This window comes from Nonomuraea sp. NPDC052634, from assembly GCF_040678535.1.
In the GTDB taxonomy this organism is placed as follows: domain Bacteria; phylum Actinomycetota; class Actinomycetes; order Streptosporangiales; family Streptosporangiaceae; genus Nonomuraea; species Nonomuraea fastidiosa.
In genome coordinates this window covers 2258643-2273036 of sequence record NZ_JBFATY010000001.1, presented here as the reverse complement: position 1 = coordinate 2273036, position 14394 = coordinate 2258643, and the positions used below count along the sequence as shown (strand labels likewise).

16 protein-coding genes are annotated in these 14394 nt (G+C 72.7%); 10 read left to right on the top strand and 6 right to left on the bottom strand.

The window, feature by feature from the left end; genetic code table 11:
- Positions 1-78: 78 nt before the first annotated feature.
- Genes AB0K67_RS10240 through AB0K67_RS10230 form a run of 3 tightly spaced genes read left to right on the top strand, consistent with a single transcriptional unit; the run spans position 79 to position 2755 of the window.
- Positions 79-1413: an OFA family MFS transporter gene (locus AB0K67_RS10240; RefSeq protein ID WP_364055985.1), complete on the top strand. Its 1335-nt coding sequence runs from the start codon at positions 79-81 to the stop codon at positions 1411-1413.
- Positions 1410-1574, top strand: coding sequence for a hypothetical protein (locus AB0K67_RS10235; RefSeq protein ID WP_364055983.1), 165 nt, complete (start codon positions 1410-1412; stop codon positions 1572-1574). Before AB0K67_RS10240 ends, AB0K67_RS10235 begins: the two co-directional genes overlap by 4 nt.
- 8 nt (positions 1575-1582) lie before the next feature.
- A complete protein-coding gene (locus AB0K67_RS10230; protein ID WP_364055980.1) occupies positions 1583-2755 on the top strand; it encodes an FRG domain-containing protein in 1173 nt (390 codons plus the stop codon).
- Between the two features lie 7 nt (positions 2756-2762).
- On the opposite strand, the gene AB0K67_RS10225 is transcribed toward AB0K67_RS10230, so the two are convergent.
- Positions 2763-3110: an STAS domain-containing protein gene (locus tag AB0K67_RS10225; RefSeq protein ID WP_364055977.1), complete on the bottom strand. Its 348-nt coding sequence runs from the start codon at positions 3108-3110 to the stop codon at positions 2763-2765.
- Between the two features lie 226 nt (positions 3111-3336).
- Between AB0K67_RS10225 and AB0K67_RS10220 the strand changes: the two genes are divergently transcribed.
- Positions 3337-4101: a phosphotransferase gene (locus AB0K67_RS10220; RefSeq protein WP_364055974.1), complete on the top strand. Its 765-nt coding sequence runs from the start codon at positions 3337-3339 to the stop codon at positions 4099-4101.
- A gap of 7 nt (positions 4102-4108) precedes the next feature.
- Here the strand turns inward: AB0K67_RS10220 and AB0K67_RS10215 are convergent, their stop codons facing one another.
- The 4 genes from AB0K67_RS10215 to AB0K67_RS10200 form a co-directional block, all read right to left on the bottom strand.
- Positions 4109-4735: a hypothetical protein gene (locus tag AB0K67_RS10215; protein WP_364055971.1), complete on the bottom strand. Its 627-nt coding sequence runs from the start codon at positions 4733-4735 to the stop codon at positions 4109-4111.
- 76 nt (positions 4736-4811) lie between these two features.
- Positions 4812-5504, bottom strand: coding sequence for a molybdopterin cofactor-binding domain-containing protein (locus AB0K67_RS10210; protein ID WP_364055968.1), 693 nt, complete (start codon positions 5502-5504; stop codon positions 4812-4814).
- Positions 5489-5884, bottom strand: coding sequence for a hypothetical protein (locus AB0K67_RS10205; RefSeq protein ID WP_364055965.1), 396 nt, complete (start codon positions 5882-5884; stop codon positions 5489-5491). The genes AB0K67_RS10210 and AB0K67_RS10205 overlap by 16 nt, the downstream gene beginning before the upstream one ends.
- Positions 5885-5942: 58 nt before the next feature.
- Entirely contained in the window at positions 5943-6425 is a 483-nt protein-coding gene (locus tag AB0K67_RS10200; RefSeq protein WP_364055962.1) for a hypothetical protein, read from the bottom strand.
- A gap of 193 nt (positions 6426-6618) precedes the next feature.
- On the opposite strand from AB0K67_RS10200, the gene AB0K67_RS10195 reads away from it, so the two are divergent.
- From AB0K67_RS10195 to AB0K67_RS10185, 3 genes are all read left to right on the top strand, one after another.
- Positions 6619-8292 (top strand): metallophosphoesterase family protein, encoded by a 1674-nt coding sequence (locus AB0K67_RS10195; RefSeq protein ID WP_364055959.1) that lies wholly within the window; start codon positions 6619-6621, stop codon positions 8290-8292.
- 432 nt (positions 8293-8724) lie between these two features.
- On the top strand, positions 8725-9423 hold the full coding sequence (locus AB0K67_RS10190; RefSeq protein ID WP_364055956.1) for a hypothetical protein: 699 nt from the start codon (positions 8725-8727) through the stop codon (positions 9421-9423).
- Positions 9420-10208, top strand: a complete 789-nt coding sequence (locus tag AB0K67_RS10185; protein WP_364055953.1) for a hypothetical protein — start codon at positions 9420-9422, stop codon at positions 10206-10208. The genes AB0K67_RS10190 and AB0K67_RS10185 overlap by 4 nt, the downstream gene beginning before the upstream one ends.
- Before the next feature lie 28 nt (positions 10209-10236).
- Here the strand turns inward: AB0K67_RS10185 and AB0K67_RS10180 are convergent, their stop codons facing one another.
- Positions 10237-11724 (bottom strand): IclR family transcriptional regulator C-terminal domain-containing protein, encoded by a 1488-nt coding sequence (locus tag AB0K67_RS10180; protein ID WP_364055950.1) that lies wholly within the window; start codon positions 11722-11724, stop codon positions 10237-10239.
- Between the two features lie 120 nt (positions 11725-11844).
- On the opposite strand from AB0K67_RS10180, the gene AB0K67_RS10175 reads away from it, so the two are divergent.
- Genes AB0K67_RS10175 through AB0K67_RS10165 form a run of 3 tightly spaced genes read left to right on the top strand, consistent with a single transcriptional unit; the run spans position 11845 to position 14379 of the window.
- Positions 11845-12600, top strand: a complete 756-nt coding sequence (locus tag AB0K67_RS10175; RefSeq protein ID WP_364055947.1) for a CoA transferase subunit A — start codon at positions 11845-11847, stop codon at positions 12598-12600.
- Positions 12601-12604: 4 nt separating this feature from the next.
- Positions 12605-13234 (top strand): CoA transferase subunit B, encoded by a 630-nt coding sequence (locus AB0K67_RS10170; RefSeq protein WP_364055944.1) that lies wholly within the window; start codon positions 12605-12607, stop codon positions 13232-13234.
- The gene (locus tag AB0K67_RS10165) at positions 13231-14379 is read left to right on the top strand and encodes a thiolase family protein (protein WP_364055941.1); all 1149 of its coding nucleotides are present in this window, start codon (positions 13231-13233) and stop codon (positions 14377-14379) included. Before AB0K67_RS10170 ends, AB0K67_RS10165 begins: the two co-directional genes overlap by 4 nt.
- The last annotated feature ends 15 nt before the right edge of the window (positions 14380-14394 follow it).

Sequence of the window (14394 nt, the reverse complement as noted above, 5' to 3'; positions counted from 1 at the left end):
CGTATGTGGTAACCCAGGTGGGTGGCAGACAGTACGAGGTCCGCGAGTCCGCAAGCTTTCCTCAGTCGTTCCCGTATTGTGGCGGCCCCCGCCTGGAGCCGGTGGCTCGTGCCGCCCGCGGCGCTCTCCGTCCACCTCGCCATCGGGCAGGCGTACGCGTGGAGCGTCTTCAAACCCCCACTGGAGTCGGCGCTCGGCCTCACCGGCACCCAGAGCGCGCTGCCCTTCCAGCTCGGCATCGTCATGCTCGGCCTGTCGGCCGCGTTCGGCGGCACGCTCGTCGAGCGCAACGGCCCCCGCTGGGCCATGTTCGTCTCGATGACCTGCTTCTCCTCCGGGTTCCTGCTGTCGGCGCTGGGCGTGATCACCCGGCAGTACTGGCTGGTCGTGCTCGGCTACGGCTTCGTCGGCGGCATCGGGCTCGGCATCGGCTACATCTCCCCGGTCTCCACGCTCATCAAATGGTTCCCCGACCGGCCCGGCATGGCCACCGGCATCGCGATCATGGGATTCGGCGGCGGCGCGCTCATCGCCTCCCCATGGTCGGCGCAGATGCTCTCCGCCTTCGGCACCGAGACGACCGGCATCGCCACGACGTTCCTGAGCCACGGCATCGTGTACGCGGTCTTCATGTCGATGGGCGTGCTGCTCGTCCGCGTCCCGCCGGAGGGCTGGAAGCCCAGCAACCGGCAGCCGTCCGCCGCGAAGGCGAGCCCGCTCATCACCACCGCCGACGTCTCCGCGCGCAACGCCATCCGCACCCCGCAGTTCTACCTGCTGTGGATCGTGCTGTGCTGCAACGTCACCGCCGGCATCGGCATCCTGGAGAAGGCCGCCCCCATGATCACGGACTTCTTCGCCGGCACCACGGCGGCCGTCGCGGCGGGCGCGGCGGCCGGGTTCGTCGCGCTGCTGTCGCTGGCCAACATGGCCGGCCGGTTCGTCTGGTCGTCCACCTCCGACCTGATCGGGCGCAAGAACATGTACCGGGTCTACCTGGGCGTCGGCGCGCTGCTCTACCTCGTCATCGCGCTGGCGGGCGACGTCTCCAAGCCGCTGTTCATCGTCTGCGCGCTCGGCATCCTGTCCTTCTACGGCGGCGGTTTCTCCACCGTGCCCGCCTATCTGAAGGACCTGTTCGGCACGTTGGAGGTGGGCGCCATCCACGGCCGCCTGCTCACCGCCTGGTCCACCGCGGGCGTGCTCGGCCCGCTCATCGTCAACGCCATCGCCGACGCCCAGGAGAACGCCGGGCGCTCCGGCCCCGCCCTCTACACCACGTCCCTGTTCATCATGATCGGCCTGCTCGCGATCGGCTTCATCGCCAACGAGCTGATCAGGCCGGTCCACGAGAGATTCCACGAACGGCCCGCGCAGCGGCAGGAGCCCGCGGAGAAAGGACAGGCCGTATGACCACCGAATCCACCGCCGAGTCCGCTGATGGGCCCGCCGCCGAGCCTGCCGCCGAGCGGCGGACCTGGCTGATGATCCTGGCCTGGGTGTGGGTCGGGGTCCCCTTCGCCTACGGGGTGTATGAGCTGTTCCTCAAGCTCACCCAGCTCTTCTCCGGCTGACCCCGCGCGTGCGCCGCGTCCATGCTCACAGGGCGCGGCGCACCGCCGAGGCCACCATGGTCAGCGCGGCGTCGCCGGCGGGCAGCACCACGGCGGGCGGCAGACCCGACAGGTCGGCGGCGCGCGCCCGCGCTGTCGCCCGCCACCACGATCGGCAGGCCGGGCATCCGGCCGGCGGTGCACAGCAGCGCGGCGTACGCGTCGCGCGCCGCCACCGGATGGCGGTGCTCGGGAGCGCGCCCCGCTGTCCAGAAGGATCGTCTGGGCGCAGGGCAGGTGTGGAGGGCCTGAGCTGGGGCAACGCGATTGTGGTGAAAGTCGTCACGGTGTCGTCGTGGCGGGAGCTGGACGACGCGGTCGGGGAGGCCGGCCGGAGCGAGGGGTGCGGGCCTTCGCACTCGTCGCTGGTCTTCAGAGGGCTGGCGCGCAGCACGTACTCGCACATGTCGGGGCTCGCGCGGCTGCGCGGCAAGTACGCGGCGGTCGAATCCCACCTCGTACGAAATTTCCGTAAATATGCGCATCGGCAGGCGCCGGGTCCGACCGTCTGGGACTGGCTCGCGCTCGGCCAGCACCACGGACTGCCCACCCGCCTGCTCGACTGGACGTTCTCCCCGCTCGTCGCCCTGCACTTCGCCACCGCCACCTGGCCGGAGGACGACGGCGTGCTGCTGTCGGTGGACTGCGCAGCCGCGCACCGGCTGCTGCCCGAGCCGCTGCGCGCCCCGCTCGCCGCCGAGGGCGCGCTCGTGTTCACCACCGAACTGCTCGCCAGGGTCGCCCCCGCGCTCGACCGCTTCGACCGGCTCACCGAGGACGACCGGCCGTTCCTCGCCTTCTTCGAGCCGCCGTCGCTGGACGAACGGGTCGTCAACCAATCGTCGGTGCTGTCCGCGCTGTCGGACGTGACGTACCAGCTTGAGGACTGGCTGGCCGACCATCCCGACATGGGATGGCAGTGGGTGATCCCGGCCCCGGTCAAGGCCGAGATCCGGCAGCGGCTCGACCAGGCGAACATCACAGAACGCGTGCTGCTGCCCGGTCTCGACGGGCTGGCCGACTGGCTGCGGCGCTACTACTCGCCCGGCTCCATCGAGGACGGGCGCGGCGTGCAGGACAACGGGGCCTCGATGGCCGGCCTGGAGAACCGCCACGGCCAGAACGGCCGCATGGGCGGCTGACCTGCCTTCAGCGCCCGGCGGCGGCGTCCTGAAAGGCGAAGCGGCGGTCGAGGCCGGTCATCCGCATCAGCTTGCTCACCCGCGGCTGGAGCCCGCTCAGCCGCAGCCGCCCGCCGGCGGCCTCCACCGTGTTCGCGGCCCAGATCAGCGCGTTGAGCCCGGAGGAATCGCAGAAGTCCACCTCGTGCAGGTCGACGACGACGAGCGGCGGGCACAGGCACGACATCGCCTCCGACAGCCCGCTGCGGAACTCCTCCATCGAGGACAGGTCCAGGTCCCCGCAGGGACACAGGACGGCGGCGTCGTCACGTTGCGTGACCACCCAGGAGAAGCCGGTACGGCCGATGCTGCCCATTCCACGCCCTCCGCATCCCTACGGTTCGCCCCTCTTATCTTTGCATGGTGCAATCGCCCGCTACCGGTTTCGCGGCGAACGCGACACGAACATGTACAGCAGTGGCCATGGGTGCGGACGACGAGCCCGCACGCCGAGGACGATCCCGCCGTGGTGGTCGCCGCCGAACTGGCCGGGCCGAGGCCGCTTGTTGACGTGGCCCGCGCGGGCTGGCAATGTCCTCGACGTGGTACGACAGCGGCTCGACGGCGGCAACGACGGCGGCGCCGTGCGGATCGGCCACACCGTACGCCGCCAGGTGCGTCCCTGGACCCCGTACGTCCACGAGCTGCTGCGCCACCTCGAGCGCAAGGGCTTCGAGGGCGCGCCCCGCGTGCTCGGCATCGACGACGAGGGCCGCGAGATCCTCACCTACATCGAGGGCGAGACCATGGGCTCCGAGGTCGTGTGGCCCTGGTGGACCCGTACGGACGAGTCGCTCGTCCAGGTCGCCGAGTGGACGCGCGCCTACCACGAGGCGGTCGCCGACTTCGTGCCGTCGCCCGGCGCGCGCTGGCGGATGGGCGGCCGATGGGCGCCCGGCCTGATCATCGCCCACAACGACGCCAGCCCCTTCAACGCCGCCTGGCACGACGGCCGCATCACCGGCTTCTTCGACTGGGACTTCGCCGGCCCCGTCACCCCCGGCTCCGACGTCGCCTGGATGGCGCACGGCTGGGTGCCCCTGCACGCGCGCCGCACCGCCGAGCTGGAGGGCTTCACGAACTTCGAGGAGCGGCCCCGCCGGCTGCGGCTGTTCCTCGACACCTACGGCTGGACCGGCAGCACCGACACCGTCATCAGGGAGCTCCAGGCGCGCATGAGCGCCCGCGCGGCCCGCATCCGCCGCTACGGCGCCGGCGGCGAGGGCCTGTACGGGCGGCTGCTGCGCAGCGGCGTCGCCGACGACCTCGACCAGGCCGTACGCGAGCTGGAGGACTTCCCGCGCTGAGCGCCGGTCAGTCCGGCTCCGGCTGGTAGTCGCGCATGTAGCGGGCGACCTTGGTGGTGTAGGGGCGCCACTTGTCCGGGATGCCGTTCGCGCGTTTGAGCACCTGGACGCCGCTGCGATAGAGCGCGGCCAGCTTGAGCGCCGGATCGCCGGGCAGGTCCGACACCCGGGGGCCGAGCGTGCACAGGAAGCGGCCCATCGACGAGATCGACAGCTCGGGGCTGAGCGGCGGGCTGGGCTTGGGGCTCTGCAGGCCGCCGGGCTGCCAGTGCCACAGCACCTCGGGGGTCCAGCGGGCGATGCCGTACTCGTTGTTGCGCGGGTCGTCGAGGTTGGGGTCGAAGCCGGACTCGGCCTTCAGCATGGCGGCGATCAGGGCGGGGCTCAGGCCGGGCAGCTCGCAATGGCGTCCCGCCGCCACGATCATCTTGCGGTATTCGCGGGGGATGTCGGAGTCGGTACGCAGCCAGGCGGCGGTGCTGTCGTACTCGTCCTGCCGCCCCTCGGGCGTGCCGGCCGCCGAGCTCTGCGGGGCCGGCGTGGCCGGCGTGCGCTGCGGCGTGTCCGGGAGCGCGACGGCCAGCGTGACGATCGCCGCCGTCGCCACCACGGCACCGGCCGCGACCCCGGCCACCACCTTGCGCCGCCGCCCGCCGGGAATGTGCTCGGCGTCCTCGTCCTGGACGCGCTCGGGGCCCTCCGCAGCGCGCTCAGAGCACGTCCTCGATGCGGATGGGCAGGCGGCGCACGCGGCGGCCGGTGGCGTGGAAGACGGCGTTCGCGATGGCGGGGGCGACGCCGACCAGCGCCACCTCGCCGAGGTTCGTCACGCCCATCGGGTCGAGCGGGTGGCCGGGCTCGTCGATGAAGTCCACGTCGATCGTGCCGACGTCGGCGTCGACCGGGATCACGGAGTCGGCGAGGTCGTCGTCGACGAGGCCGCCGTAGCGGGGATCGGCCTCGCTGTGCTCGCGCAGCGCCGCGCCGATGCCCCACACCACGCCGCCGCGCACCTGGGACTCGGCGGCGACCGGGCCGGCCACCCGGCCGCCGTCGGCCACGCTGACCATCCGCGAGACCCGGATGCGCCGCGTCACCGGCTCCACCCTGACCTCGGTGAAGTGGGCGATGAAGCTGAAGGAGACGAAGCCGGGATACTCGGGTCCGACCGGCGCGACCAGGCCCCTGCGCATCCGGTCGGACGCCTCGGGCGGCTGCCCGGGCGCCCGGGTGACGGCCTCGGCCACCACCTCGTCGCCGCCGGTCCGCTTGACCGCCGCCGCCACGTCCACCGGGCCCTCGGGGTCGGCGCCGAGCCGTGCCCGCAGCTCGCGCAGCGCCGCGTGCACCGCGAGCAGCGCGCTGTCGGTGCCCCGCGCGCCCGCCGTCAGGTGGTGCGGCACGCCGCCAGGTGCCGGGACGAGAACGGCTTGCCCGTCACCGGGTCCGTGCGCGCGCCGTTGGCCAGGCGCAGCTCGACCGGGTCGCGCCCGGCGGCGACGGCCAGCTCGTCGATGGCCGACTCCAGCGCGAACGCGGCCGGATGCTCCCGCATGTGGCCGGGCGGCCCGAGCGGTCGGCGCCCAGCCGGACGCGGTGCCGGGTCTTCGGGTGGAAGCTCGCCGCGTGGAAGGTTGCCGGTGAGGAGCGGCCGCGGCGGCGCCTCCTCCTGGGAGACAGGCTCCGCGCCGTCCGCGCCAGGCTCCACGGCGAACGGAATCTCGTCGTGCTCGGCCCGTACGAGCGATGCCGCGTGCGCGGCGGCGACCGGCGTGTCGGCCACGACCAGCGCGATCGGCTGGTGCGCCGGGTGGGGCGATCAGCCCGGGAGCCCCGCGAGGTCATTTCGGCAGCACGGAACCCGCCAGGCGGCCCTCGGGCCGGTAGACCGCGCACATGACGTCACGATCGCCGTCCGCCCACGTCTCCGCCGTCGGCATGATCGGGTAGTACGCCAGGTCTTCGCGTTCGCCGCCCCAGAAGCGGTCGAACCGCTCGCCGCAGCTCCGCCACGCGAACGCCGCCAGCCTCTCCCGGTCGTACGGGCCGTCGGGGACGTGCGCGAACCCGTACGACTGGTTGTCCGCGCCCTGCGCGCACGGCGTGTAGACCACGATCGGCTCGCCGGCGCGCACCGAGTACTCCGGATCGCTGAAGCACTCGCCCGCCTCGATCAGCAGGATGCCCGTCGTCTCCGCCGTGATGAACGTCTCCGTCTTGACCGTCGCCTGCGCCGGCGGCGGCACGAACAACGTCGCCAGCGCCAGCACGGCGGGCAGCAGGCTCCAGCGGCGCACCATCCGTCCCTCCACCCGTCCCTCCACCGGCCCGATCGTAGGAGGCGGCCGGGGAACGCCGGGCGAACGGCCGATGACCGGCGGCTTACCGATCGCGAATTCACCTGGCGGACCACTGCGCGACAGGAGATCGTCAGCGCGGTCTGGATGAATGCGCTCGCACCCGTCCGCCTTCGCGCGGGCGGGCCCGTACAGCCCCTCTCAGAGAGCGAAACGAGAAGTGAACGACCCCATCAAGCCGCGCAGGTCCTGGCCGCGCCAGGCGAAGCTGGCGGCGGCAGGCACCGCCGCGCTGCTCGCCGCCGGGTTAGCGTTCGGCCCCGCCGCCATCGGCGCGGCGGCACCGCCCGCCTACCCGGCCGCCGAGGCGCACAAGCCCAGCCCCATCCCCGACCGCATCATCCTCATCCCGACCACCACGCCCGCCACCAGCCAGCGCGTCTCGTGGCGGGCCGAGGCCGACGCCGACACCGCACAGGCCGAGATCCTGGAGGCGCCGCGCGCCCTCGGCCAGGTGCAGCCGCCGCCCGGGGCCGTCACCACGGTCAAGGCCATCGCGAGCACGCCGGTCAACACCACGCTCGGGTACGCATCGACGTACCACACGGTGGAGTTCACCGGCCTCAAGCCCGGCACCCGCTACACCTACCGCGTCGGCGACGGCACCAACTGGAGCCCCTGGACCGACTTCACCACCGCCGCCGAGGGCTTCGAGCCGTTCTCGTTCATCTACTACGGCGACGCCCAGAACTACCTCGACTCCGCCGTGCCGCGCGTCTTCCGCCAGGCGTTCGCCGACCGGCCCCAGGCCAAGGTCATCGTCAACGCCGGCGACCTCATCGACTCCGCCAACAGCGAAGAGCAGTGGGGTCAGTGGTTCCAGGCCGGCGGCTTCATCGACAGCCAGATCAACAACATCTCCATCCCCGGCAACCACGAGTACAGCGGCGGGCTGTCCGCGTTCTGGCGGCCGCAGTTCCCGTATCCGGACAACGGGCCCGGCGACCCCGAGCTGAAGCAGACCGTCTACAGCGTGGACTACCAGGGCGTGCGCTTCATCGGCCTGGACACCAACCACCAGAGCAACGCCACGCTCATGGCCGCCCAGACCGCCTGGCTCGAGGGCCTGCTCAAGGACAACCCGAACAAGTGGACCGTGGTGACCTTCCACCACCCCGTCTACTCCACCACCGGCACCCGCAACAACCCGAACGTCCGCGAGCAGTGGGCGCCGCTGTTCGAGAAGTACGGCGTGGACCTCGTGCTCCAGGGGCACGACCACTCGTACGGGCGCGGTAACCAGGTGGCCGCACGCAAGTCCGCCACCGTGCACAACGGCGTCGCGTACGTCGTGTCGGTCTCCGGCGGCAAGATGTACGCGCTCAACGGCGGCGAGAACTGGACCGGCAACGGCGCCGAAGTCCGCAGCACCAGCGAGAACACCCAGCTCTACCAGCTCATCGACGTCGCCGAGGACACCATCACGTTCGAGGCCCGCTACGCCGACGGCACCCACCACGACGGCTTCGTCATCCGCAAGAACCGCAAGGGCGAACGCACCGTCAACGACCTGCGCACCCCCGAGAACACCGTGGGCGAGCAGGTCACCGTCGACAAGACGTCGGTGCGCCGGCTGGAGCCGGTCAAGGTGTCGGCGTACGGGTATGACCCGGGCGAGCGGGTCGCCATCTGGTGGCGCGAGGCTGATTCCCGCCGCGGCGGCGGCCACGGCAAGGACGGCACGCTCCTCGGCCACGCCAAGGCCGACGAGCTGGGCCGCCTGTCGCAGACCGTCCGCGTCCCCGCGCCGGTGAAGCGGGGCGGCACGTACGTGGTGCACCTGGACAGCGACCACCAGAAGATCACCAGCCCGCCCATCACCGTCACCAGGTAACACCCTCGGCGCGGGCTCGCCCCCCAGCGCCCGTGCGGCTCCGGGCGCGCTGACGCCGCGACTCATCAGCGCGCCCGGAGCTTTCAGCGCCGCGTCCCAACCCCTCAGCACGCCGGCACCCCGGCGCCTCCGCTCCCCATCGGCTCGGAGCCGTAGCGCTGCCGCGCCTTCGCGCGTCAGGCCCCGTGCGCCGGCGTGCCGACGGTGTGAGGGCGTGCGAGCCGGCCGATCCCGAGCACGGGCCGGCTCGCTTTGAACGCGGGCGGGCCGGCCTTGGGCACCGGCCGGTCCGCCCGCCGAACGCCGGTCGGCCTGTTTCGGGCGGCCGCGTCATCACGAGCCGGTCTGGGCCGTGGGTACGGGTGGCGGCGCGTTCGTCGCGTGGCCGGGCGTCACGGGGTGGTTTCGTTGGTTTTCTTGCTAGGAGTTCCCTTGAGGTCTGGCCTTCTGGCACGCCTATGCGTGCCCTTCATCGTCGCCGTCGTCGCGGTGCTCGTGCCCGCTCAGACGGCGGCCGCGCACCCCTTCGGGCCGCCGTCCACGGCCAGGATCGCCGTGGACGGTGACCGCGTGACGCTCGCCTGGCTGCCCGCCGAGGACGACTGGGTGGCGCTCGGCCAGTCGCTCGGCGCGTTCGAGGACCCGGCGACCGGCGCCGACACCACGCTGACCGGCGAGCAGAAGCTGGCCAGATCCGCCGCCGTACGCGACTACCTCCTCGCCCACGTCGGCGTCACCCAGGGCGGCCGGCCGTGCGCCGCCGAGCTGGAACCGCTGGAGCGGCTGCTCGCCGAGGGCGCGCGGTTCGGCTTCGAGTGCCCGGAGCCGGTGGTGACGGTGGACGTGCGCATCGCGGCGCTCACCGACCTGCACCAGGCGTACCGCACCGTGCTCACCTCGGACACCCCGGCCGAGCCCGCGAAGGTGCTGTTCACGAAGGCGGAGGACACCCGAAGCGTGCGGTTCGACGCGCCGGAGGGCGGTGGGGTGCCGCTCGCGGTGCCCGCCGTCGCGCTGGTGGCCGTCCTCGGCGTGCTGGTTCTTCTCCTGGTACGCCGCCGCGCCCCCGCCCCGCCCGCCGCCTCGGACAAGCCTGCTGAGCCGGCCGCGACACCGGGGACGGGCGTATGAACGATCTCACCGGGCCCGAGAACGTCCTCATCACCTTGTTCGACGGGGCGGGCGCGTTCTGGCCGGCGTTGATCGTGGCGCTGGGGGCCGGTGCGCTGCACGCCGTCGCGCCGGGGCACGGCAAGAGCGTGACGGCGGCGTACCTGATCGGAACGCACGGACGCTACCGCGACGCCCTGCGTCTCGGCGTGGTCGTGGCGTTGATGCACACGGTGTCGGTGCTCGCCCTGGCGCTGGCCTGGGTGGGGTTGAGCAGCGGCGCCGCCGCCGTGGGCACCGAGGCCGTCACCGCGTGGCTGCAGGTGGTCGCCGGTGTCGTCGTGATCGGCGTGGGGGCGCACCTCACGTACCGTCACCTGCGCGGACGTACGACGCATGCCCACCACGGCCACGGCCACGGGCATGGGCACGGGCATGGACACGGGCACGGGCACGGGCATGCGGAGGTGCACGATCCGTGGTCGGCTCGCGGGCTCACCGCGCTGGCCCTGTCAGGGGGTCTGGTGCCGTCGCCGTCGGCGTTCATCGTGCTCGTCAGCGGTCTGCTCACCGGGCGGTCGTTCGGCGCGGTGGTGCTGGTGCTGGCGTTCGGTGCGGGGATGGCCGTCACGCTGACCGGCGTCGGCGTGGTGACCGTGCGCGGTGCGACGATGGTGCGCGGACGTACGCCACGGCTGCGGGCGTTGCGTACGGCGGCGGCGTGGGCGCCGGCGCTGGCGGGCGTGGCCGTGGCGATCGGCGGCTGCCTCTACCTGGCCACCGCCGTGACCGCCCTTTCCTCATGAGCCTTCGCGCGTTTCGCCGGGGATGCGGTCATTCGGCCGCGACCGCGCCCGCGTACGCGAGATCCGCCTCCATGCGCGCCGCCGTCTCCCGCAGCTCGGGGAGGACATCGCGGATCAGAGCGTCGTTGCCGAACCGTCCGGCGTGGGTGGCGACGTTCACGGCGGCCACGGTGCGCCCGGTGCGGTCCCTGATGGGCACGGCGATCGACCGTACGCCCTCCTCCAGCTCCTGGTCCACCAGCGCGTAACCGTCGGCCCCGGCCCGCCGGATGAGGGCGCGCAGCTCGTCCTTGGAGGTGACGGTCCGCGCGGCCAGGCGGCGCGGCTCGATGGCGGCCAGCCGCTCGTCCGGCTGCTCGGCCAGCAGCACCCGGCCCATGGAGGTCGCGTACGCGGGGAAGCGGGTCCCGACGGTGATGTTCACGCTCATCAGGCTCACGGTCTGGACCCTGGCCACGTACACGACGTCGTCGCCGTCCAGCACGGCGACGGAGGCCGACTCGTTGACGCGGGCGGCCAGGTCCGCCAGGTGCGGCTGGACGATCTCCCTGAACGTCAGCCCCGACAGGTGCGCATACCCCAGCTCCAGCACCCTGGGCAGCAGCGTGAAGCGGGACCCGCGGGCGGCGGCGTACCCGAGCCGCTCCAGCGCCTGCACCGCGCGCCGCACGGTCGCCCTGGGCAGGCCGGTCACCTTGGCGGCGTCGGCGAGCGTCAGCCCGCCGCGCGCCGACCCGAGCGCGACCATGACGGCGAGCCCGCGCGCGAGCGACTGCAGGAACCCCATGCCCAGCTCCCGCTTCGCCTCCTTCGCCGGATCCACCCCGGGACGGGGGACCGGCGGCGTGTGATCAGTACGGCCGGCGGCGAGCGCGGCCTCCATCTCGGCGACCGTTTCGCGCAGTGCGGGCAGGCAGTGTTCGCCTAGCTCGGCGACGGTGTGCCGGCTCGTGTGGCTGACCACGCTGACCGCGCACACCGCCTCCCCAGGACCATCGGGTCCGGGAGCAGTCCGTACGGGCACCGCGATCGCGATCAACCCGGGCTCGATGAGCTGGTCGTCCTCGGCCCACCCCTTGGCGGGGTCGAGCAGGGCGAGCCCGGCCGCGCATCGGGAGGCGGGCAGCACGTCACCCACCCGGAAGGTCACCGACATGCGCCGCCGCCGGGTGAACTGCGCGATGAACCGCACTCCGTCACCGTCGCGCACGGCCACCGACACCGACTCGTCCAGCTCGTCGGCGAGCCGCGCGGCCGGCCCCGCGACGGCGTCGCGCAGCCCCGAGCCGGACAGGTACGCCTCGCCCAGCTCCATCAGGCGCGGCGCGAGCACCACGTCCCGCCCTTCGGCGCGCAGGTAGCCGAGGTGCACGAGGGTGCCGAGCACCCGGTCGACGGTGGACCTGGCCAGCCCGGTCGCCCGGACGAGGTCCGTGGCGCGGGCGGGCCGCCGCGGGTCGGCGGCGATCGCGCGCAGCACGCTCAGCCCGCGTTCGAGGGTTCCGGCCGGTTCCATCGGCTCCTCCTGCGGCGCTCGTAGGGGACCTTTGACAGGCCAGCCACTCCACACACATACTGAAAACCCCATAATAGTGAACAAAAGTTCGCAGAGCGAACACGTCCTGATCGGAGCGTCGTGCCGAGAGACAAGGTGGTCGCCACGGCCGCGGAGGCGCTGGCAGGCGTGCGCGACGGCGCGTCGTTCGCCGTCGGCGGCTTCGGCCTCAGCGGCATCCCGAACGTCCTGATCAAAGCCCTCTTCGACACCGGTGTCACCCGCCTGTCGGTGGTCAGCAACAACTGCGGCGTGGACGGCGGCGGCCTCGGCCTGCTGCTGGCCGCCGGCCGCATCGCCCACGTGACCGCCTCCTACATCGGCGACAACAAGGAGTTCGCCCGGCAGTACCTGTCCGGCGAGCTGACGGTCGAGCTGACCCCGCAGGGCACGCTGGCCGAGCGGCTGCGCGCGGGCGGCAGCGGCATCCCCGCCTTCTACACCCCGGCCGGCGTGGGCACGCCGATCGCCGACGGCGGCCTGCCGCTGCGCCACAACCCGGACGGCTCGGTCGCGGTGTCCTCGCCGCCGAAGGAGGTGCGCGAGTTCGACGGCCGCGAGTACGTACTCGAACGCGGCATCCGCACCGACTTCGCCCTCGTCCGCGCCGCCAAGGGCGACCGCCACGGCAACCTCGTCTTCCGCAAGGCCGCCAGGAACTTCAACCCCCTCGCCGCCATGGCGGGCCGCGTCACCATCGCCGAGGTCGAGGAGCTGACCGAGCTGGACCCGGACGAGGTGCACCTGCCGGGCGTGTTCGTGCAGCGGGTGCTGGTGCTCACCCCCGAGCAGGCCGCTGACAAGGGCATCGAGAAGCGGACGACCAGGGGAGCGTGAGCGGATGAGCTGGACCAGGGACGAGATGGTCGCGCGGGCGGCCGCCGAGCTGCGCGACGGCGACTACGTCAATCTGGGCATCGGCCTGCCCACCCGCATCCCGTCGTTCCTGCCGCCCGGCGTGGACGTGGTGCTGCACTCGGAGAACGGCATACTCGGCGTCGGCCCGTACCCGGCCGAGGACGAGATCGACCCCGACCTGATCAACGCCGGCAAGGAGACCGTGACCGTGCGCGAGGGGGCCGCGTTCTTCGACTCTGCGCTGTCGTTCGGCATGATCCGCGGCGGGCACATCGACGTGGCGGTGCTGGGCGCGATGCAGGTCTCCGCCCGCGGCGACCTGGCCAACTGGATGGTGCCGGGCAAGCTCGTCAAGGGCATGGGCGGCGCCATGGACCTCGTGCACGGCGCGCGCAAGGTCATCGTGATCATGGAGCACACCGCCAAGGACGGCTCACCCAAGATCGTTGAAGAGTGCTCGCTTCCGCTCACGGGGAAGGAGTGCGTCCACCGGATCGTCACCGACCTCGGCGTCCTCGACGTCACCGAGCAGGGGCTCGCGCTGGTCGAACGCGCGCCGGGAGTGAGCGTGGAGGACGTGCGCGAGCGCACCGACGCGGAGGTACTGGCATGAAAGACGTCTACATCCTCGACGCCGTACGCACGCCGTTCGGCCGGTACGGCGGCGCCCTGTCCGGCGTGCGCCCCGACGACCTGGCCGCGCACGTCATCAAGGCCCTCGCCGAGCGCAACGACCTCGACGCGCCCGACGAGGTGATCCTGGGCAACGCCAACGGCGCCGGCGAGGAGAACCGCAACGTCGCCAGGATGGCCGCCATCCTGGCGGGCCTGCCGATCACCACGCCGGGCGCGACCGTGAACCGGCTGTGCGGGTCCGGCATGGAGGCCGTCATCCAGGCGTACCGGGCGATCGCGCTGGGCGACGCGAGCACCGTGATCGCGGGCGGCGTCGAGTCGATGACCCGCGCGCCCTGGGTGCTGCCCAAGCCGGACAAGGCGTTCCCCGCGGGCGGGCAGGAGCTGGTCTCCACCACGCTCGGCTGGCGGCTGGTCAACCCGGCCATGCCCGCCGAGCACACGATCCCGCTCGGTGAGGGCGCCGAGCTGATCGCCGACAAGCACCGCATCAGCCGGGCGGAGCAGGACGCGTTCGCGCTGGCCAGCCACCAGAAGGCGGCCAAGGCGTCGTTCGAACGGGAGATCGTGCCCATCGCCGGCCTGACCCGCGACGAGGGCATCCGCCACGACACCTCCATGGAGAAGCTGGCCAAGCTCAAGCCCGTCTTCCGCCGGGACGGCGGCACCGTCACCGCCGGCAACTCCTCCCCGCTCAACGACGGCGCCGCCGCGCTGCTGCTGACCGACGAGGCCGGGCTGCGCGGCCGCGAGCCCCTCGCCAGGATCGCCGCCACCGGCGTCAGCGCGCTGGAGCCGCGCTACTACGGGCTCGGCCCCGTCGAGGCGTCCACCAAGGCGCTCGCCAAGGCGGGCAAGAGCTTCGGCGACCTCGCCACCGCCGAGCTGAACGAGGCGTTCGCCGCGCAGGTGCTCGGCTGCCTGGCCGAGCTGCCCGACCTCGACCCCGCCATCGTCAACCCCGACGGCGGCGCCATCGCGATCGGCCACCCGCTCGGCGCCTCGGGCGCCCGCGTGACCGGCGCGGTGGCGCACCGGCTGGCCGCCGCGGGCTCCGGCACCGGGCTGGCCACCCTCTGCATCGGCGTCGGCCAGGGCCTGGCCGTCGTCCTCGACAGATAGCGCGAAAGGCAGCTG

Coding starts and splice junctions, on each gene's coding strand:
- AB0K67_RS10235 (WP_364055983.1), top strand. CDS start 1,410: ATGACCACCGAATCCACCGCCGAGTCCGCTGATGGGCCCGCCGCCGAG.
- AB0K67_RS10180 (WP_364055950.1), bottom strand. CDS start 11,724: ATGGAACCGGCCGGAACCCTCGAACGCGGGCTGAGCGTGCTGCGCGCG.
- AB0K67_RS10165 (WP_364055941.1), top strand. CDS start 13,231: ATGAAAGACGTCTACATCCTCGACGCCGTACGCACGCCGTTCGGCCGG.
- AB0K67_RS10185 (WP_364055953.1), top strand. CDS start 9,420: ATGAACGATCTCACCGGGCCCGAGAACGTCCTCATCACCTTGTTCGAC.
- AB0K67_RS10225 (WP_364055977.1), bottom strand. CDS start 3,110: ATGGGCAGCATCGGCCGTACCGGCTTCTCCTGGGTGGTCACGCAACGT.
- AB0K67_RS10170 (WP_364055944.1), top strand. CDS start 12,605: ATGAGCTGGACCAGGGACGAGATGGTCGCGCGGGCGGCCGCCGAGCTG.